This is a genomic window from Niveispirillum sp. CC-CTL257, assembly GCF_059489915.1.
In genome coordinates, this window is the sequence record NZ_JCAJXE010000001.1 from 2,687,525 (window position 1) to 2,706,633 (window position 19,109).

Annotated in this window: 20 protein-coding genes and 1 pseudogene; 17 read left to right on the forward strand and 4 right to left on the reverse strand. The window is 65.0% G+C overall.

Annotated features, from left to right (window positions below; genetic code table 11):
* Entirely contained in the window at window positions 1-1,188 is a 1,188-nt protein-coding gene (locus ABC729_RS12615) for an ABC transporter permease (protein ID WP_495607910.1), read from the forward strand.
* On the opposite strand, the gene ABC729_RS12620 is transcribed toward ABC729_RS12615, so the two are convergent.
* Window positions 1,173-2,492 (reverse strand): hypothetical protein, encoded by a 1,320-nt coding sequence (locus ABC729_RS12620; RefSeq protein WP_495607911.1) that lies wholly within the window; start codon window positions 2,490-2,492, stop codon window positions 1,173-1,175. The genes ABC729_RS12615 and ABC729_RS12620 overlap by 16 nt on opposite strands.
* 139 nt (window positions 2,493-2,631) lie before the next feature.
* Between ABC729_RS12620 and hisB the strand changes: the two genes are divergently transcribed.
* The 7 genes from hisB (at window position 2,632) to ABC729_RS12655 (ending at window position 6,955) form a co-directional block, all read left to right on the forward strand.
* Window positions 2,632-3,264: an imidazoleglycerol-phosphate dehydratase HisB gene (hisB, locus tag ABC729_RS12625; RefSeq protein WP_094455871.1), complete on the forward strand. Its 633-nt coding sequence runs from the start codon at window positions 2,632-2,634 to the stop codon at window positions 3,262-3,264.
* Window positions 3,265-3,311: 47 nt separating this feature from the next.
* Window positions 3,312-3,962 (forward strand): imidazole glycerol phosphate synthase subunit HisH, encoded by a 651-nt coding sequence (hisH, locus tag ABC729_RS12630; protein ID WP_495607912.1) that lies wholly within the window; start codon window positions 3,312-3,314, stop codon window positions 3,960-3,962.
* Window positions 3,959-4,543 carry a GNAT family N-acetyltransferase gene (locus ABC729_RS12635; protein ID WP_495607913.1) on the forward strand — a complete coding sequence of 195 codons (585 nt, stop codon included), beginning with the start codon at window positions 3,959-3,961 and terminating at the stop codon, window positions 4,541-4,543. Before hisH ends, ABC729_RS12635 begins: the two co-directional genes overlap by 4 nt.
* Window positions 4,540-5,268, forward strand: coding sequence for a 1-(5-phosphoribosyl)-5-[(5-phosphoribosylamino)methylideneamino]imidazole-4-carboxamide isomerase (hisA, locus tag ABC729_RS12640; protein WP_495607914.1), 729 nt, complete (start codon window positions 4,540-4,542; stop codon window positions 5,266-5,268). The genes ABC729_RS12635 and hisA overlap by 4 nt, the downstream gene beginning before the upstream one ends.
* 4 nt (window positions 5,269-5,272) lie before the next feature.
* Window positions 5,273-6,046 (forward strand): imidazole glycerol phosphate synthase subunit HisF, encoded by a 774-nt coding sequence (hisF, locus tag ABC729_RS12645; protein ID WP_495607915.1) that lies wholly within the window; start codon window positions 5,273-5,275, stop codon window positions 6,044-6,046.
* Between the two features lie 187 nt (window positions 6,047-6,233).
* The gene (locus ABC729_RS12650) at window positions 6,234-6,560 is read left to right on the forward strand and encodes a phosphoribosyl-ATP diphosphatase (RefSeq protein WP_495607916.1); all 327 of its coding nucleotides are present in this window, start codon (window positions 6,234-6,236) and stop codon (window positions 6,558-6,560) included.
* A gap of 35 nt (window positions 6,561-6,595) precedes the next feature.
* Window positions 6,596-6,955 (forward strand): histidine triad nucleotide-binding protein, encoded by a 360-nt coding sequence (locus ABC729_RS12655; protein ID WP_495607917.1) that lies wholly within the window; start codon window positions 6,596-6,598, stop codon window positions 6,953-6,955.
* A 151-nt stretch (window positions 6,956-7,106) separates the two neighbouring features.
* On the opposite strand, the pseudogene ABC729_RS12660 reads toward ABC729_RS12655, so the two are convergent.
* Window positions 7,107-7,649: pseudogene (locus tag ABC729_RS12660) on the reverse strand (HNH endonuclease); the annotation flags it as partial.
* A 315-nt stretch (window positions 7,650-7,964) separates the two neighbouring features.
* Here ABC729_RS12660 and gluQRS point away from each other — a divergent pair.
* The 4 genes from gluQRS (at window position 7,965) to ABC729_RS12680 (ending at window position 11,310) form a co-directional block, all read left to right on the forward strand.
* Window positions 7,965-8,861, forward strand: a complete 897-nt coding sequence (gluQRS, locus tag ABC729_RS12665) for a tRNA glutamyl-Q(34) synthetase GluQRS (protein ID WP_495607918.1) — start codon at window positions 7,965-7,967, stop codon at window positions 8,859-8,861.
* Between the two features lie 136 nt (window positions 8,862-8,997).
* Complete coding sequence (locus ABC729_RS12670; RefSeq protein WP_495607919.1) at window positions 8,998-9,489, forward strand: hypothetical protein; 492 nt, start codon at window positions 8,998-9,000, stop codon at window positions 9,487-9,489.
* Window positions 9,490-9,562: 73 nt separating this feature from the next.
* Entirely contained in the window at window positions 9,563-10,333 is a 771-nt protein-coding gene (locus tag ABC729_RS12675; protein ID WP_495607920.1) for a MerR family transcriptional regulator, read from the forward strand.
* 101 nt (window positions 10,334-10,434) lie between these two features.
* Complete coding sequence (locus tag ABC729_RS12680; RefSeq protein ID WP_495607921.1) at window positions 10,435-11,310, forward strand: TIGR01459 family HAD-type hydrolase; 876 nt, start codon at window positions 10,435-10,437, stop codon at window positions 11,308-11,310.
* 122 nt (window positions 11,311-11,432) lie between these two features.
* On the opposite strand, the gene ABC729_RS12685 is transcribed toward ABC729_RS12680, so the two are convergent.
* Window positions 11,433-11,807 (reverse strand): ribbon-helix-helix domain-containing protein, encoded by a 375-nt coding sequence (locus ABC729_RS12685; RefSeq protein ID WP_495607922.1) that lies wholly within the window; start codon window positions 11,805-11,807, stop codon window positions 11,433-11,435.
* Between the two features lie 252 nt (window positions 11,808-12,059).
* On the opposite strand from ABC729_RS12685, the gene ABC729_RS12690 reads away from it, so the two are divergent.
* Complete coding sequence (locus ABC729_RS12690) at window positions 12,060-13,286, forward strand: head GIN domain-containing protein (RefSeq protein ID WP_495607923.1); 1,227 nt, start codon at window positions 12,060-12,062, stop codon at window positions 13,284-13,286.
* A 149-nt stretch (window positions 13,287-13,435) separates the two neighbouring features.
* Here the strand turns inward: ABC729_RS12690 and ABC729_RS12695 are convergent, their stop codons facing one another.
* The gene (locus ABC729_RS12695) at window positions 13,436-14,050 is read right to left on the reverse strand and encodes an alpha-ketoglutarate-dependent dioxygenase AlkB family protein (protein WP_495607924.1); all 615 of its coding nucleotides are present in this window, start codon (window positions 14,048-14,050) and stop codon (window positions 13,436-13,438) included.
* A gap of 122 nt (window positions 14,051-14,172) precedes the next feature.
* On the opposite strand from ABC729_RS12695, the gene ABC729_RS12700 reads away from it, so the two are divergent.
* The 4 genes from ABC729_RS12700 (at window position 14,173) to ABC729_RS12715 (ending at window position 19,106) form a co-directional block, all read left to right on the forward strand.
* Window positions 14,173-15,339 carry a hypothetical protein gene (locus ABC729_RS12700; protein ID WP_495607925.1) on the forward strand — a complete coding sequence of 389 codons (1,167 nt, stop codon included), beginning with the start codon at window positions 14,173-14,175 and terminating at the stop codon, window positions 15,337-15,339.
* Between the two features lie 62 nt (window positions 15,340-15,401).
* Window positions 15,402-15,887, forward strand: coding sequence for an iron response transcriptional regulator IrrA (irrA, locus tag ABC729_RS12705; protein WP_495607926.1), 486 nt, complete (start codon window positions 15,402-15,404; stop codon window positions 15,885-15,887).
* A 129-nt stretch (window positions 15,888-16,016) separates the two neighbouring features.
* Window positions 16,017-18,554 carry a GAF domain-containing sensor histidine kinase gene (locus ABC729_RS12710; RefSeq protein ID WP_495607927.1) on the forward strand — a complete coding sequence of 846 codons (2,538 nt, stop codon included), beginning with the start codon at window positions 16,017-16,019 and terminating at the stop codon, window positions 18,552-18,554.
* 147 nt (window positions 18,555-18,701) lie between these two features.
* Entirely contained in the window at window positions 18,702-19,106 is a 405-nt protein-coding gene (locus ABC729_RS12715) for a tellurite resistance TerB family protein (protein ID WP_495607928.1), read from the forward strand.
* Window positions 19,107-19,109 lie beyond the last annotated feature (3 nt).

Consider the following 19,109-nt stretch of genomic DNA (forward strand, 5'->3'; position numbering starts at 1 on the left):
ATGCGTATCCTCAATCAAATCATCGCCGTCTGTTCCATCAATCTGAAAAGCCTGCCGCAGCGTTTCTGGCTCTCCTTCTCCACCGTGGTCGCGGTGGCCATGGTGGTGACGGTGCTGCTGGGCTTCCTGGCGCTGGCCGCCGGGTTCAAGCGCACGCTGGACGGCACCGGTTCCGACAGCATCGCCATCCTGCTGCGCGACGGCTCACAGCAGGAAGTGAACTCCGTCGTCATGCTGGATCAGGTCCGCCTGATCGGGGAGGCACCGGGCATCGTGCGCAAGGATGATGGCAACCCCCTGATCTCGGGCGAACTCTATGTCATCGTCGATGGCGTGAAGCGCTCCACGGGTCTGAAGGCCAACCTGCCCTTGCGCGGCATTGGCAAGGATGGGGCGGTCCTGCGCGATGGGCTGACCATCACCCAGGGCCGCATGTTCGAACCGGGCAGCAATGAGATCGTGGTGGGCGAAGGCCTGGTGCGGGAATTTGCCGGCTTCGACCTGGGCAGTGAGGTGCGGCTGGGCACCGGCACCTGGAAGGTGGTGGGCGTCTTCTCCATGCAAGGCTCGGTGTTCGAGAGCGAACTGTGGGGCGACACTTCCGTGGTGCAAAGCCTGTTCCGCCGTGGCTCCTCCTTCCAGACCGTCCGCGTGCGCCTGGAAAACCCTGACGCCATCGAACAGCTGCGGGAATATGTGGCGGGCGAACCGCGCCTGAAGCTGGAAGTGTTTTCGGAGAAGGGTTATTTCGCGGGCCAGTCGTCGAACACGGTCAAGCTGATCCAGAATGCCGGCTGGCCGCTGGCCATCGCCATGGCCCTGGGCGCGCTGGCCGGGGCGCTGAACACCATGTACAGCTCTGTGTCGACCCGCGCGCGGGAAATTGCGACCCTGCGCTGCCTGGGCTTCGGCGGCTTCCCCAGCTTCGTCGCCACCTTGCTGGAAAGCCTGGTACTGGCCGGCATCGGCGGGCTGATCGGGTCGCTGGGCATCTTCCTGTTCTTTGACGGGTTCAGCACCTCGACCCTGGGCCAGGGCTTCACCCAGATCGTCTTCTCGGTCAGCCTGACGCCCGCTTTGGTGAAACAGGGGATCATCCTGGCCCTGCTGGTCGGCTTGATCGGCGGCTTCTTCCCGGCCCTGCGCGCCGCGCGCCTGCCCATCGTGGCCGCCTATTCGCAGGGCTGATCACATCTCGGCACCACCCCCGCCGTCATGACGGTCCTGAAATGGGCCATCATGGCGGCGGGGGCGTAATATGGGGCCGGGTCGCCCGGCAGGGGCTTGGGTCCGCGCAGGGCTGCCAGCCGACCCTCCGCATCCAGCAATATCCAGGGCGGGTTGCGCCACAGATCCTCGTCCAGATCCAGAAGCAGGGAGGGCAGGTCGCCCCCTTGCGCACGGGCCGGGCCGGCATGGGATGCCACCATGGCAACCGGCCCTTTGCTCTCCCCTTCAAAACGATGCAGCCATTGGCTGACCGCCGGGCGCTGTCGGCGGATCGGGATGGCGGGCCATTCCCCTTCCGGCAGCCGGACCAGGACGAAGCCGAAGGCACGGGCCGCGACCATGCCCGACATCATCCGCCCCTCCCGCCCCAGCAGCAAGGTCAGCGGGGTCGGTAATTCCGCCTGCGTATCGGGCAGCAGCACCCATCCCCGCGCATCCACCACCACGCCCTTGGCGTGCCCGGCATCGACCAGCACATCTTCCGGCGTGACGGGCGATGTGAAGGCTGTTGTCGCTTCCAGCTCCAGCAGCCATTCCGGTTCCGCCGCCTCCATCGCGGCGACCGTCGCGGGATTCTGCGGCACCGCCGGCATCGGCGCTGCCATCCCTGCCGACGGCATTGGTGCTGGCACCGGCATTTGCGCCGGCACCGCCGCGACCGGCCCACTGCTGCCCACCGGCGACATTACCAGATGGCGGAATTCCGGCAGGACCGACAGGCGTCGCGCCGCCTCGGCGGTAGCATTGCGCAGGATGATGTCATAGCGCCCGTCCAGGGCGGGGATATCGGTCTCCCCCTCGCCTTGCGTGGTGAAGCGGCGCACCGGCCCCGGCGGATCGGTCAGTTCCCAATCGATGCGCACCGTCCCCTCGCCCGTCGTGCCGATCCGGTCGCGCGTGAACGTGTCCAGCCGCCGGCACAGCGACAGTTCCACATCGACCAACCGGCCGGTCAGAACGCGCGCCGCCCCGCTGGTCACGCCCAGGCCCCCCTGGCTCAACCCGTCGCGCGCCGCCACCATCATCATGCCGGGCACCCGGCCTTCGGTCATCCAGGCGACATCATTGAACGGTCCGTCGCACAGCCCCAGCCAGTTCCAGGTAAAGGAACCCGCCTTGTGGCCTACGGGCAGGTCAACCTGCACCCGCCCCAGGGTCAGTGCCACCGGCACGCGCGGCCCCGGCGGCGGCGGGGCCTCCGCACAGGCGGACAGCAGCGGGATCAGACAGAAGGCAAGGATCGAACCGGCGGAATGGCGCATGCGACACAATCTGAAAGGATCAGGCCGCGACAAAATTACAATTATAATCACCGTCCCGTCCAGGCCCGCGCACGGGAACGGACACTGCCTTGCAAAAGGGCTGGATGACAGGCGACGCCATGGTTGATAGGAAAAAACCATGTCGAACGCAGCCGCCCCCTCCGCCCGTTCTCCGCGCCGTGCCGTTGTCGAACGCACGACGAAGGAGACCCGCATCCGTGTCGCCGTCGACCTGGACGGCACCGGCGTCTATAAGGTGTCCACCGGCATCGGGTTCCTGGACCATATGCTGGAACAGCTGTCGCGCCATTCGCTGATCGACCTGGAGGTTGAGGCGGTGGGCGATCTGCATATCGACTTTCACCATACGACCGAAGACACCGGCATCGCCATCGGCGAGGCTGTGGCCAAGGCGCTGGGCGACCGTAAAGGCATTCAGCGCTATGGCGACGCCCTGATCCCCATGGATGAGACGCTGACCCGTGTGGCCATCGACCTGTCGAACCGCCCCTACCTGATCTGGAAGGTCAATTTCACCCGCGACAAGCTGGGCGACATGGACACCGAACTGTTCAAGGAATGGTTCCAGGCCTTTGCGCAGGCGGCAGGTGCCACCCTGCATGTCGAAAACCTGTATGGTGAGAATAACCACCATATCGTGGAGAGCTGTTACAAGGCGCTGGCCCGCGCCTTCCGCGCGTCGGTGGAAATCGACCCGCGCAAGGCCGATGCCGTGCCCTCCACCAAGGGTGTGCTGGGCGGTTCGCTGTAAAAGGCATCCCCTATCCCCTTCCCTTCCCGTCGCATGGGCAAGGCACCATGACCGATAGCGTCGCCCTGATCGATTACGGCTCCGGCAATCTGCGTTCCGCCGCGAAGGCATTGGAACGCGCCGTGGCTGATGGCGGGCTGGATGCCCGCATCATCGTCACCAACGACCCGGATGTGGTGCGCGGTGCCACCCGTATCGTGCTGCCCGGCGTCGGCGCCTTTGCCGATTGCAAGGCGGGCCTGGATGCCGTGCCCGGCATGGTGGAGGCGCTGACTGAGCGGGTGATCCGCCAGGGTGCCCCCTTCCTCGGCATCTGTGTCGGCATGCAGTTGATGGCCAGGGCCGGGGTGGAACATGGGGTGCATCCGGGCCTGGGCTGGCTGGATGCCACGGTGGAGGCGCTGACGCCTGCCGACCCCGCCCTGAAAATCCCGCATATGGGCTGGAACGAACTGATCGTGAAGGCCCCTTCTCATCCGGTGCTGGCCGGCATCGCACCCGGCACCCATACCTATTACGTCCATTCCTATGCGATGAAGGTGGGCGATCCCGCCCTGGTCCTGGCCGCCTGCGATTATGCCGGTGAATTCCCGGCCATTGTCGGGCGCGACAATCTGGTGGGCATGCAGTTCCACCCGGAAAAAAGCCAGGCCGCCGGCTTGTCCATCATCGGCAATTTCCTGCGGTGGCGTCCATGACCACACAGCATCAAAACCCGCTGGCCGGGTCCGACAGCGTCGTCACCGTGGAAAAGGTGACGGAACTGAAACGGTCCGACCTGTACGACCTCTGCGACGCGGCAGAAGCGGCCATCATTGATGGCGGCGGCTTCGGTTGGGTCACCCCGCCCGACCGCGAGGTGATGGAGCGTTATTGGAAGGGCGTGATGGCCGTGCCGGAGCGCACCCTGGTGGTGGGCCGTCTGGATGGCGTCATCGCCGGCTCGGCGCAACTGGTCCGCCCGACCCGCAATAATGAGGCGCAGGCCTTCGCCTGCAACCTGACCACCAGCTTTGTGGCCCCCTGGGCGCGCGGCCATGGCATGGCGCGCAAGCTGACCCAGGCGATCATTGATGAGGCGACGGCCCTGGGCTTCGGCATCCTGAACCTGGATGTGCGGGAAACGCAGCGGGCGGCCATCACGCTTTACGACCATATGGGTTTCACACGCTGGGGCACGCATCCCCATTATGCCCGCGCCAAGGGCCGGACCATCGCCGGCCATTTCTATTACAAGGTCCTGGAACGGCCGGAAGACGAGACGGAGCCGCAAGCATGATCCTCTACCCCGCCATCGATCTGAAGGACGGCAACGCCGTCCGCCTGCTGCGCGGAGAGATGGATCAGGCCACCATCTTCAACACCGACCCCGCCGCCCAGGCCGAGACGTTTCAGGCCCAGGGCTTTGAATGGCTGCATCTGGTGGACCTGAACGGTGCCTTTGCCGGCTCGCCCGTGAACGGGGCCGCGGTTGAGTCTATCCTCAAGCGTGTGAAGCTGCCCACGCAACTGGGCGGCGGCATCCGCGATCTGGATACCATCGCCTTCTGGCTGGAACGCGGCCTGACCCGCGTCATCCTGGGCACGGTCGCGGTGAAGAACCCGACCCTGGTGAAAGAAGCCTGCAAGGCCTTCCCCGGCCATGTTGCTGTCGGTATTGATGCCCGCGATGGCTATGTCGCGGTCGAAGGCTGGGCCGAGACCAGCACCCTGAAAGCCCTGGATCTGGCCCTGAAGTTTGAGGATTGCGGCGTCGCCGCCATCATCTACACCGACATCGACCGCGATGGTGCCCTGGGTGGGGTGAATGTGGAGGCGACGGCCGATCTGGCCAGCCACCTGACCACGCCCGTCATCGCATCCGGCGGTGTCTCCTCCCTGGCCGATCTGCACGCCTTGAAGAAGGTGGAGCATACGGGCATCAACGGTGTCATCTCCGGTCGCGCGCTCTATGACGGGCGTATCGACCCGGCGGCGGCGCTGGCGGTCTTAAGGGGAGACTGAGCCGATGTTGAAGGCCCGTATCATTCCCTGCCTGGACGTGAAGGATGGCCGCGTCGTCAAGGGCGTGAACTTTGTCGATCTGATCGATGCCGGCGACCCGGTGGAACAGGCCCGTCTTTATGACGCCGCCGGCGCCGATGAACTGACCTTCCTGGACATCACGGCCAGCAGCGATAACCGCGAGACCATCTTCGACGTGGTCCGCCGCACCGCCGAACAGGTCTTCATGCCGCTGACGGTGGGCGGTGGTGTGCGCACGGTGGAGGATATCCGCAAGCTGCTGCTGGCCGGTGCCGACAAGGTGTCGATCAACACCGCTGCCGTTCACCGCCCGGAATTCGTGCAGGAAGGCGCGCAGAAATTCGGCGCGCAATGCATCGTCGTCGCCATCGACGCCAAGGAGGTCGAACGCGGCCCCGATGGCGAACAGCGCTGGGAAGTGTTCACCCATGGCGGGCGCAACCGCACCGGCATCGATGCGGTTGCCTGGGCAAAGCGCATGGCCGAATACGGCGCCGGTGAGATTCTGCTGACCTCCATGGACCGTGACGGCACCAAGCAGGGCTTCAACCTGGAACTGACCCGCGCCGTGGCCGATGCCGTCACCATCCCCGTCATCGCCTCCGGCGGTGTCGGCAACCTCGACCATCTGGTCGACGGGGTGAAACTGGGCCATGCCTCTGCCGTGCTGGCCGCCAGCATCTTCCATTTCGGCACCTACACCATCGCCCAGGCCAAGCAGCACATGGCCCAGGCGGGGATACCGGTGCGGTTCTGATCTGTATGATTGGTGTTGGGCTATTTTTTGTCATCCCCGCGAAAGCGGGGACCCAGCGTGAGGCGCGGTCAGCGCCGATATGAGTCATGTCGCGGCGGACGCCGCTTGACGCTGGGTCCCCGCTTTCGCGGGGATGACGAAATAAGGCAGTTTGACGAACAAAGTGATGTTGGAAGCAGGAGTTCTCATGTCCAATCCCGCCATCCTGGACGATCTCTACGCCACCATCCTGTCGCGCAAGGGCGGCGACCCCGACAGCTCACATACCGCCCGCCTGTTCCATCGCGGTCGCGCGAAGATCGCCCAGAAGGTGGGGGAAGAGGCGGTGGAGACGGTGATCGAGGCGATGGCCGGCAATCCAGAAAAACTGGCTTCGGAATCCGCCGATCTTCTTTACCATCTTCTGGTGCTTTGGGCCGATGCCGGGGTGCAACCTGCCGATGTCTATGCCATCCTGGAGGGACGGAAGGGCGTCAGCGGGATCGAGGAAAAGAAGAACCGCACACAAGCCTGAAACGGCGTTCCCATAACAGTGGAAGGATCGGTGCCTTGATCTATGATCGCAGCAATATCTTCGCCCGTATCCTGCGCGGGGAAATCCCCTGCAAGAAAGTGTACGAGGATCAGTACGCCCTGGCCTTCCACGACATCAATCCCCAGGCACCGACCCATATCCTGGTGATCCCCAAGGGCCCCTTCACCAGCTTCGCCGATTTCTCGTCCCAGGCGACGATTGAGGAAATCGCGGGCTTTGTGCGCGCCGCCGGTCTGGTGGCCCGTCAGGCGGGGGTGGAGGATAGCGGTTACCGCCTGCTGGCCAACCATGGCCCGGACAGCCATCAGGAAGTGCCGCATTTCCACATCCATATCGTGGGTGGCCGCCCGCTGGGGCCGCTGCTGCCGCGATAATGGTGAATATCCCGGCGGGTCCGCACCCGCCGGGAAAGCATTACCCCTGCTCCAGCTCAGCACCCCAATATTCGGCGCTGGTCATGGCGGCGGGGAAGGCCGCACCCGGCAGATCCTCACCCGGATCGGCCGCCACCTCATCCCCGATATCGTCGTAGAACAGGAAGTCGCGCCAGCTGTCATGCAGGAAGGTGGGCGGGAAATTGCGCCCATTCTCTTGCAGTTCATAGGCGGTGGGGGCGAACGGTTCCTGCATCGGGTGCATGCCGCACTGGCTGGGCAACCGGCTGCCCTTGGCCAGATTGCAGGCCGAACAGGAGGTGACGACATTGTCCCAGCTGGTGCGGCCACCCCGGCAACGTGGAATAACGTGGTCGAAGGTCAGTTCATGCGTGGGGAACCAGCGCCCGCAATATTGGCAGGTGAACCGGTCGCGCAGGAAGACATTGAAACGGGTGAAGGCGGGCCGGCGCGTGGCGGGCACATATTCCTTCAACGAGATGACGCTGGGCAGCTGTATCGCCAGCTGCGGCGACCGCACCACCCGGTCATAGTGGGAGACGATGTTGACGCGGTCCAGGAACACGGCCTTGACCGCATCCTGCCATGACCAGAGCGAGAGCGGGAAATAGCTGAGCGGACGGAAATCCGCGTTCAGCACCAAGGCAGGACACCCATCAAAAGGTGGTGACAAGTTGCACCCCCAAGCGCCGTTCCGTCGGTGTTCCCGACCCCCGGAGCCCCGCCTTCTTCCACCCGTCGGGACCCTTTCGGAACCACTGGCATCGGGATGGCGGACAGGTTGGCGGCAGGCCAGAACGTCGGGCACTTTGATATAACGGCCCGACCCCTTCTGGCAACCCGCCCGGCATGCGTAATCCTCAATTATCACGCAAGCGCAACAGAAACGACACGCAAGCCCTTGTGGTCGCTTGGCTTGTGACCCGCCACCCATTGGGGGTATATGTCATCAGAGCAGGGGCGCCGCCCCCATCCCCGGTGCCCGCGCATGACTGAACCCGCCCCCCCCGTCATCACCCGATTCGCCCCCAGCCCGACCGGCTTCCTGCATCTGGGCCATGTCCGTTCCTGCCTGTTCGCCGTGAACGAGGCGAAACGGGCGGGCGGGCGCTTCATCTTGCGGATTGAGGATATCGACCCCAACCGCTGCCGCCCCGATTATGAGGTGATGCTGAAGGAAGATCTGGCCTGGCTGGGCTTCTGCTGGGAGGAACCGGTGCGCCGGCAATCCGACCATATGGATGATTACGCCAAGGCCTTGGACCGGCTGGCGGCCCTTGGCGTCACCTACCCCTGTTTCTGTTCGCGCAAGGATATCGCGGACGAGATTGCGCGGGCCGGCAATGCCCCGCATCTGGTTTCAATGGGGCCGGAAGGGCCGCTTTATCCCGGCATCTGCCGCCATCTGCCTGCTGATGTCGCGGCGGCCCGCGTGGCGGCGGGAGAGCCGCATGCCATCCGCCTGAACGTGGCAAGGGCCGCCGCCCTGACCGGCCCGCTCACCTGGCATGACCGGGCGCAGGGGACGGTGACGGCGGATACCGGCCTGCTGGGCGATATCGTGCTGGCGCGGCGTGATGTCCGCACCTCCTACCACCTGTCGGTGACCGTGGATGATGCCATCCAGGGCGTGACCCTGGTGACGCGCGGCGTGGACCTGTTCCACGCCACCCATGTCCACCGGCTTTTGCAGGCGCTGCTGTCCCTGCCCGTGCCGGATTATCACCATCACGATCTGCTGTTGAACGACCGGGGGGAACGCCTGTCCAAACGCGATGGTGCCACCGGCATCCGCACCCTGCGCGCGCAGGGAATGACGGCGGCGGACATCCTGGCACAGGTCCAGGGGTGGCAATCGGGGAAACCGGAAACTGCGGAAGGATAGGGGGTTACCCCTTCCCTTTGCCCCGTTACTGCACAAAGATTGTTCAACAAGGAAATAAGGCAGAGGTTACGCGATGACAGGGTAGATGCAATTTTAGGGATATTGTTTGCGAACATTGTGGTATGGAGACCATGCCATGCAAGATACGTCCATGCTCGACCATTACCGCCAACTTGTCCGTGACACGACGATCGACGACAGAACGTTGCTGTCCACAGATTACTTCAATCATTTCAATGAAGTGATCATGTTGCTGTCCATGTTGGGCGATATGCCTGACATGCTGGACGAAATCGTGGCCTGGACGCCCAAAACCTATCGTCAGCATTTTGAGGATTCGGGTCTGGCCTTCGCGCCGCTGGCCATCGAAGCCTATGAGCATGTGCCCATCGAATTCCGGGCGCCGTTCGACGATACGATCAATGACATGAACAGCCTGATCGTGGAGGCGGTGGCCACTCTGTCGGCCATGCGCGACGATGCCGACATGCTGGGCTTCACCGCCGCCGATTACTGGCAGCGCCTGCAGGCCCTGGTCGACCGGGGCAGCGCCATCGTCCACGGCTCCGTCCAGGACAGCAACCCCGCCGTCACCATGGACCAGAGCGAGATCGACGATCTGTTCTAAATTCCCCCTTGACCCTGACGCCACGTCATAGCCCAGCAAGGGTGGGCGTGTGGAACATGGAAGGGATCGGGTCATGAGCCGTTATACCGTCAGCCAATTGTCACGACTGGCCGGTGTGTCGGTGCGCACCCTGCACCATTACGACCATATCGGCCTGCTGCGCCCCGCCGTGACGGGGGAAAACGGCTACCGCTATTACGGGCCGGACGAACTGCTGCGCTTGCAGCAGATTCTCCTGCACCGGGAACTGGGGCTGCCGTTGTCCCGGATCGCACTTGTGCTGGATGCCCCCGGATTCGACCGGCTGGACACCCTGCGCGCCCAGCGCCGGCATCTGCTGGCCGAGGCGGAACGGTATCGGGATCTGGTCTCCACCATCGACCTCACCATCACCTTGCTGGAAGGAAAAACCGTGATGGATGCACAGACTTTGTACCAGGGCTTCAGCCCCGAAAAGCAGGCGGGATATGAGGATTGGCTGGTCGACCGTTACGGCCCCACCGTCCGCGACGATATCGGCCGCTCCAGACAGGCCATGGCCGGTCTGGACCAACCCGCGCATATGGCCGAACTGGCCGCCGTGGAAGCGGCCATCGCCCAGGCACTGCGCGATGGCGTCCCGTCCGATGATCCGCGCCTGGACCCGCTGCTGAACCGGCATCTGGACTGGGTGACGGCCAGTTGGGGCCGCCGGCCCGATGCCACCGCCTATGCCAGCCTTGCCGACATTTACCGCGCACATCCCGATTTTCGAACCCGGTATGAGACGCTGGCCCCCGGTCTGGCTGATTATCTGCCCGACGCGATGGAAACCTTCGCCCTGCGGGTGCTGATCGGCGGGTGATCGGTCACGGGCACGGCTGCCATGCCGTGCCCGCCCTTGCCCTGCCGCATTCCCGCCGCCACCTTGGCCCCGGAAATATCGACACTGCAAGGCAACGTTCCATGTCCGTCCCGATGATCAACGGCCTGATGGCCGTCGCCGACCGTTATGACGGTTTCATCCTGGACCTGTGGGGCGTGGTACATGACGGGGTAAAGCCCTATGCGGGCGTCGTGGACTGTCTATCCACCCTGAAAACGCTGGGCAAGCGCGTCTGCCTTCTGTCCAACGCACCCCGCCGTATTGCCGCCGCCGAGGCCAAGCTGACGGCCATGGGGGTACCCCCCGACCTTTACGACGCGCTCTACACCTCTGGCGAGGCCAGTTTTGAGGCATTGCGCGACCGCAGCGATGATTGGCACGCCGCCCTGGGACCGAAACTGTTCCATATCGGCCCGCCGCGCGACAATGACGTCTATGACAGCCTGACCGACCGGGTGCGGGTGGACAGCCCCGAACAGGCGGATTTCGTCATCAATACCGGCATTGACGCCTATGAGGAAACGCTGGCCGATTACGATCCTGTCCTGCGCCGCTGCCTAGACCGGGGCCTGCCCATGCTCTGCGCCAACCCCGATCTGGTGGTGGTGATCGATCAGGAACTGGTGATCTGCGCGGGCGAACTGGCCCGCCACTACGCAGACATCGGCGGCGATGTCCGTTATCACGGCAAGCCGTATGCGCCGGTCTATCGCCGCTGCTTCGATCTTCTGGGCGGCATCGCCCAGGACCGCATTCTGGCCGTGGGCGACAGTCTGCGCACCGATGTGGCCGGGGCCAATGCCGCCGGCATCGACAGCCTGTTCATCACGGGCGGCATCCACCGCGAGGAACTGGGCGCCCCTCTGGGTACCCTGCCCGGCCCGGCCCTGCTGTCAAAGCTGCTCGACGCCAGCCCTCACCGCCCCACCTGGGCCGCCGCCGGCCTGCGCTGGTGACTGTCGCGCGGATTTGCGAGACGTAATCTGCGGACGCCCTACCGGCGGCGACCGCCGCCGCGCGGCACGTGCCGCGTGAAGCCAAGCGGCGGATGCCGCGCCGGCGTTTGAGGAACTGAAAACTAATCCTGGTCAAAAATCTCCAACGCCTTGCGGAACACGCGCGAATAATCCGCCGTGGTACCGAACGGCACCTGTTCTTCGGCCAGACCGGGCGGGTTGGCGGGCGCGTCCGATGCGGTGCGGAAATAGGACAGGATAAAGATGCGCAGCGCCGCCGTCAGGGCACTGTCACCCCGGCGGCCATCGATCATCGTCACGATGTCGTTCAGCGACTGCCCCTCGCGTCGGCTGATATCGGCCAGACTGTCCCAAAGCAGCGGTTCCATTCGGACACTGGTCCGGTTGCCCGCCACCACGACATTGCGGCACACGGCCCGCATGCTGTCGGGCGCGGTATCCTCGGGATTCATGGGGGGACGACGCTTGGCGGCCATGGGAACCGTCTGTCCTATTGTTCAATATGGTCATCAGTTGCATGGAACATATTGAACCTACTTGTAGGTGACAATGGGTTGTAGAAGGTCTTATGACAACGCAGTCCTGCAACCGGCTGATTTTCGGCGGCGGTGCCGTTTGTAACAGCTGGCCCCAAAATTGTTGCAGGCGGGAAACGGCGGCAGACACCGCCGATGCAAACGCTATGATAGGGGCAATCAACCGACGGCCCGCCCTTTCGAGGTTTGCCCATGCCCGCCTATACGCCCCTTACCCCCCGCCCCCGCCTGAAGCCCGGTGTGCCCCTGGGCGGTGTCGCGGCCATTGCGGTGCTGGTCGGCACCCTTGGCTGGGCGCTGGTGGCGGGCGGGCCGTCCGGGTCGGATGACCGACTGGCCAAGCTGGGCCATAAGATTGAGATGTCGCTGGGCGATGGCGGCATCAACCTGCATATCGATGACCGCATCGCGGATCGGGTGCAGGACCGGGTGGCCGAACGCATGGCCGAAAAGGCCCGGCGGATGGAAATGGGTGATGGCCGCGCCGTCGATATGGGGGCCATCAACCGCTCTGTCTCCGAACAGATCGAAGCCGCCGCCAAGGCCGCAACTGCCAAGGCCGACCGCAGCCGGAATCGGCGCGACGGCGATATCCGCTATCTGGATCGCAACACGGCCGCCGATGGCAGCAACCGCCTGTCGGCCATGGCGGATGCGCCATCGGGCCTGCGTCTGGCCGGGGTCATGGGCAGCGTGCGGATCAAGGTGGTGGATGACGCCGCCGACGGCATCCTGTTCTCACTGGAAAACAGCCGCAAGCGCTACAACCTGTCCATCGAGGATGGGGTGCTGTGGATCACGGGGCCGGGACCGCAGAGCCAGCCTGCCGTCACCCTGGAACTGTCGGTCCCGCGCGGCACGCCGCTGCTGGTCAACAATTTCACGGGCGACCTGACGGTGGATGGCGATCTGGGCGCCCCGGCCCGGCTGGAACTGGCCAATGGCGAGATGAAGCTGGGTTCGCTGGAGTCGGTGCGCGTGCGCATCACCCAGTCGGGCACTGTCTCGGTCGGCGATGTGAAGGGTCTGGTCGGGGTACAGCTGGCCGGCGATGGCGAGGTGCGGATGGGCCATGTCGGCAGCGCCGCCATCGAACTGAACGGCAATGGTGCGGTCAAGCTGGCCACTATCAGTGACGGCCTGTCCCTGTCCATGCCCGGTCCCGGCGATGTCCGGGTTGATATGCTGGCTGGCCGTCTGGCCGCCGCCATTCCCGGCCCCGGCACCCTGACCATCGGCGGCGGCCAGGTGGACAGCATGGCCGTGGGCGTTACCGGCCCCGGCACGGTTGATTTCAACGGCAAGGCCAAGGACCCCCGCGTCCTGATGACCGGCCCCGGCCGCGTCAGTCTGGCCGGCCATGACGGCACACCCAAGATCTATCATGTCGGCCCCGGCAAGGTGGAACTGGCGCGGTAACGACGGGGGCCGATCGCATCGCAAGCAGTCATGCCACCATTGAGCGGTTTGCGGTTTCCGCAGACCGCTCCGGCGGCGACGGCCGCCGCGCGGCTCGTGCCGCGTGAAGCCAAGCTGCGGATGCAGCGCCGGCGCCTGAGGCACAACCCTCAAGGAACCGTCACCCTCCGCAGGGTCAGGTTCAGCCGTCCCCCCTGTGGCAGCAGGCGGGAGGAGCCGACGCGCAGCCGGTCTACGCCGTGATAATACATCCGCGACGGCCCCGCGAAGATCATCACGGTCCCGCTTTCCACAGGAAATGACCGGGTGGGGTCATTGCGCGCCGGCCCACCCAGGCGGAACATGCCGGTATCGCCCAGGGAGATGTTCAAGATGGGGGCGTCCTTGGCCGCCTCATCCTCGTCCCGATGCAGGGACAGCTTGGCCCCCTCCCCCTGGTAATGGTTGATCAGGCAGCATTCCGGGTCATGGCCATAGCGCGTCAGGTCGCGCCACAGGGCCAGCAGCGCGTCCGGGATGGCGGGCCAGGGCCGGCCCGTGATCGGATGGACGGGGGAATAGCGATAGCTCTGCCGGTCGGCGATCCAGCCCTGGCTGCCGGCATTGGTCATGTCGATGGAGAAGGGGCGGCCCGTGCGCGGCATGACATAGCGGGTGAAGGGCGCTTCCGCCGCGATGGCATCCACCAGGGCCAGGATGGACTTCTGAGCCTCGCGATCCAGATATCCGGGCAGCATCCGAAAACCTTCCGCCTGCATCACCATGCCCGTCTCATCCCCTGCCCTGCGTGTCGCGCGGGTCGCGCGGCCTCAAAAAAGCGCAAGGACATGACAGTGTCACGCGCCAATCATGGACTCGAGACGCCAACGCGCCTAGATTCCCCCTTATGAGAGACGAAACCTTCGATAGCGAGCAAACAGCCGACTGGAACCCCGTCGCCCTGCGCGGTGGGCTGGTCAGTTTGCGGGTTCCGTCAAGCTGGCAGCGGCTGTCGCGGGACGATGGCGGCCTGGCCTTTCAGTCGCCGGGGGTGCATCCGGTCGACCTGCTGATCTCCATCGTCACCTACCGCAACCCCTATGGTGTGCGGGCGGAAGAGGCGATCCAGTATCTGGACCGGGAGAATGTGCTGCCGCGCGGCATCCTGCCGTCGATGGAGGCGGGCGAGGGGCCGCAGGATGCCGATGAACGGCATTGGATCGCCTATGCCGTGGCACAGCCGCCCGACCGGCAGATTTTCGTCTGGAAGGTGGCGGATTTCCAGCCGCCCGACCATGTCCGCGTTGTCACCCTGCAATTGCTGGTGCCCAGCGACAGCGCCGATGACCCCGAACTGTCCGACCTGATCGACCGGTTGGGGGAGGAGGCGGCGCGCATCAAGTTCCATCCCGGCCCCGTTCAGGGTCCGGTGCAGCGCGTCACCATGCGCAATGTCTGGCATGGGGACAGTATAAGGTTCCGCCTTCCCTGGGACTGGGAGAGTTCGCAGGAAGGCGACCTGACCCTGTTTCATCGGGAGATTGATGGCGGCGGCACCCTGCGTGTCGCCATGCACCAGTTCGACCATGCCGGCGATGAGGGGGAAATCCTGGCCCGCGCCGTCCTGCGCCAGACCGCCGAGCAATTCGCCGAAGGCCCTGACGGGCGCGTGGGCGAAGGATCGGTGGAATGGTTGCCCGACGGGGAGGTGATGGCCCGCTTCGTCACCGACGGGGAGGAGGATGGCGAGCAGCTGCGCTTCTTCCTGTGGATGCGTGGCGCTGCCCTGGAGGGAAAGACCACCGTCGCCCTGTTCAGCTTTGCCTTCCCCCAATCCTCGCGCGGGGGCGATCTGGAACGCACCACGCTGGCCATGCTGGAACAGGAAATCCGCCGCGCCGTGGTCGGCATCACCGATAGCACCGAAATCCACGAGGATGAGGATGAGCTGTCGGACGGGTTCAGTCTGGCCGACCTGCTGGACGATGACGATCTGCTCGACAGCCTTGATGATGAGATCGGCGACGAGGCGGACGACGAAGACGAGGATGGCGGCCCCATGGGCCGTGCCTGATATTTCTGCGCAGCTGTGATCTTCGTCATAGCCCCTTGTCAAAGGGGGTGAGCCTACCCCACATGTCGGCTGTCGTTCACTCCCCGACCGCGCCGATCCCTGCGATGCCTGACAGCCTGTCCCCCAAGAAATCCGATACAGCCGAACCCTGCCTGATCATGGCCCGCCTGTGCGGCGCCGGCCTGCGCCCCACGCGGCAGCGTGTCGATCTGGGCAGCCTGCTGTTTCGGGGCGGCCACCGCCATGTGACGGCGGAACAGCTGCATGCCGAAGCGGTGGCGACGGGGGTGAAGGTGTCGCTGGCCACGGTCTACAATACCCTGAACCAGTTCCGCGATGCGGGCCTGCTGCGGGAGGTGGTGGTGGAGGCGGGAAGCACCTGGTTCGACACCAATATCGGCGACCATCACCATTTCTTCCATGAGAACAGCCGCCATTTGCAGGATATCTGCTGCACCAAGTTGGTGCTGCCCGACCTGCCCTGCCTGCCCGAAGGCACGCAGGTGGCCCGCGTCGACGTGATCATCCGCCTGCGCGACGCGGATTGAATTCACTGTCATTTTCAATCTTCTAGTCAAGTCATCGCAAATATTGCGGGGCTGCCCGCGCGAACGTAGACTGGGCACGTTATCTCGAAGCCCAGCCGGCACCCCTGTGCCGGGTTGGCGGGGGGCTCCATGCGCAGAGTATTGATGGGCGGTCTGGCTCTCGTGGCCGGTGTCCAGCTTGCCGGAACGGCCATCGACATGCAGGCGGGCTGGCGGGCATACCGGCAGGCGGCTGACATCGCCAATCTGAAGCAGGTCAGCCGCGACCTGCTGGTTGCCGCCCGCGACCATGGCATCGAAGCCGGCATGATCAATCTGGTGCTGGAGGCGGCCCGGACACAGAACGCGCCGGAAGCGGCCCTGCGCCCGCAGATCGACCGCCATCGCAACGAAACCGACCGTGCCGCCCTGGCAGCATTGGACCGGCTGGACCAGACGGGAACGGAAAGTTCCCTGTCGGAGGATGTGGGCTCCCTGCGCGTGGCCCTGTCGCGCGTGCGCGAGTTGCGGGAAGGGATGGAGGCGCTGCTGACGCGCCTGCAGGATGGCCGGTCGCTGGAGGCGGCGGGCCCCAGCCCCACCGACAATACAATGATGATCGCCGAGTGGCGCGATGCCTCGCGCTCCTACCTGACGGCACTGCTGACCCTGCTGCGGGAAATCAACAAGCCCGCCCTGTCGGTGGGGGGTGAGGCGGCGGCGGCGGAAATGCTGACGCGGGAGACGATTCGGCTGCGCGCCCAGGTCGGCAACGATATGGGCCTGATGTACCGGATCGCGGGTGCCAGCGGTCCACCCGATCTGCAAATGGCGAACGTTTCCCTGGCGCAGGTGGAACAGGTCTGGCAACTGGTCCGTGACGTCGGCGACCCAACCCTGTTCCCGGAAACCACGCAGGCCGCCTTGCGTCAGATGGAGGCGGCGTTCTTCCAGCGCTACCTGCCGCTACGCGCCGCCATCCTGGATGCCGCCAGCCGGGGGGAAGCGCGGGGCCGCATGCCGGAACTGCTGCGCAACGGCACCAGCCTGCTGAACGCCGCCAGCGATCTGGTGGGGGCCGCCGTATCGGTCGCGGCGGCCGCGACCGAACAGAACCGGCTGCTGGCCCGACAGAAATTATGGGTCGATGCGTTCGAACTGATGATCTCCCTGGTGGCGCTTATCTTCGCCGCATGGATGATGCGCGTCCGCGTGTTGCGGCCCATTCAGCAGATGACCGATGCCATGCGCGCCCTGGCCGGCGGCGACCATGCCGTCGCCCTGCCGGAAATCAAGGGCGTGGGCGTGGAGGTGGCGGCCATGATGGCCGCCGTCCGCGTCTTCAAGGAAAATGCAAGACAGTTGCGCAAGGAGAATCGGGAGCGCGGGCGCATGGAGCGGCTGCTGACCGTCGAACGCTCCATCCTGGAAATGGCCGCCGCCGGCGCGCCGCTGGCCGAGGTGCTGGACGCGCTCTGCCGGGGAACCGAGGAACAGCTGGACGGGGCGCGCTGCACCATCCTGCTGCTGCGCGAGGATGGGGTGCATATCACCGTGGCCGCCGCCCCCAGCTTCCCGCCCCGCTTGCGGGATGCCTATGAGGGTGTGGCTATCGGGCCGGAGGTCGGGTCCTGCGGTTCCGCCCTTTATCGCCGCACGCCCGTCATCGTCACCGATGTCGCGCATGACCCGCGCTGGCACCTGTACAAGGATCTGGTGCTGGCGGAGGGGCTGCAATCCTGCTGGTCCCTGCCCATCCTGTCGGGCGATGGGGAGCCGCTGGGTGCCTTCGCCATCTATGGGGAGGCGGCGCGCGAACCCCATGATTGGGAGATGGAGCGTGCAAGGCGCGCGGTACAGCTGGCGGCCCTGGCCATCACCAGCCGCCGCGCCGCCGAACAGCTGGAACAGGCCAAGGCGCAGGCCGAGCTTGGCAGCCGCACCAAGTCAGAGTTCCTGGCCAATATGAGCCATGAACTGCGCACGCCCCTGAACGCCATCATCGGCTTTGCCGAGGTGCTGGAAAGCGAGATGAAGGCCAATGACAAGCGCGGCCAGAATGACAGTTCCGTCGCCTATGCCGGTGACATCATCGCGTCGGGTCGCCATCTGTTGAACCTGATCAACGACATCCTGGACGTGTCCAAGATGGAGGCGGGGCGGGTGGAGCTGCGGGAACGGATCTGCGGGATGGAGGAGCTGGTGCGCGGGTGTGAGCGCATTGTGCGGGCCCGCGCCATGGAACGCCGCCTCAATCTGGTGGTGGAGGTGGCGGACGGCGTGCCGCCGATCCTTGTGGATGATGTGAAGTTCAAGCAGATCATCCTGAACCTGATGTCGAACGCCGTGAAATTCACCTCCCCCGGCGGCACCGTGAAGCTGACAGCCAGCGTCGATCCCTCGCGCGGGGTGGCCGTGGCGGTCAGCGATACCGGCATCGGTATCAAACCGGAGGACCTGTCCAAGGTCTTCGTGCCCTTCCATCAGGTCGATAATGTCTATGCCCGCTCCAACCCCGGCACCGGCCTGGGCCTGACCCTGTCCAAGGGACTGGCGGAACTGCATGGGGGGCGGCTGTCGATTGAAAGCGTGTTCGGGCAGGGGACGGTGGTCACCCTGACCCTGCCGGCCTCACGCATCGTCTGGACCGAAAGTGCCGGCCTGCCCCTCCCCCTGCCGATGCGGTAACCATCCCGTGCCGCTTGACGGGCCGCGCCGCTTCCACCCTACTGGCGGGGATAGGGCATCGCCTTTGGAAGCCAGGAACAGGCGGTTAAGGGGCATAAAGGGTTGGCTGAAGGTCAATCAATTGTGCCCACACAACAGGAGAACAGGATGATCGATCATCACCGCGCCCTGATCTTTGCCATGGTGCTGACCTCGGCATCGGATGGCGACATGACCGACGCGGAACTGCACGCGATGGGCGAGAATATCCGCTTCCTGCCCGTCTTCGCGGATTTCGACCCGCACAAGCTGCCGCAGGTGGCGCAGGAATGCACCGACATCCTGGGCGATCCTGACGGGCTGGACGCGGCCATCGCCATGATCAAGCGCTCGCTGCCCAAATCGCTGCGGGAAACCGCCTATATGCTGGCCTGTGAGGTGGTGGCCGCCGACCGCACCGCCAGCCAGGAGGAACTGCGCCTGCTGGAGATGCTGCGCCACGGGCTGGAGGTGGACCGGCTGACCGCCGCCGCCCTGGAACGCGGGGCGCGTGCCCGTTACACGGTCGCCTGACAC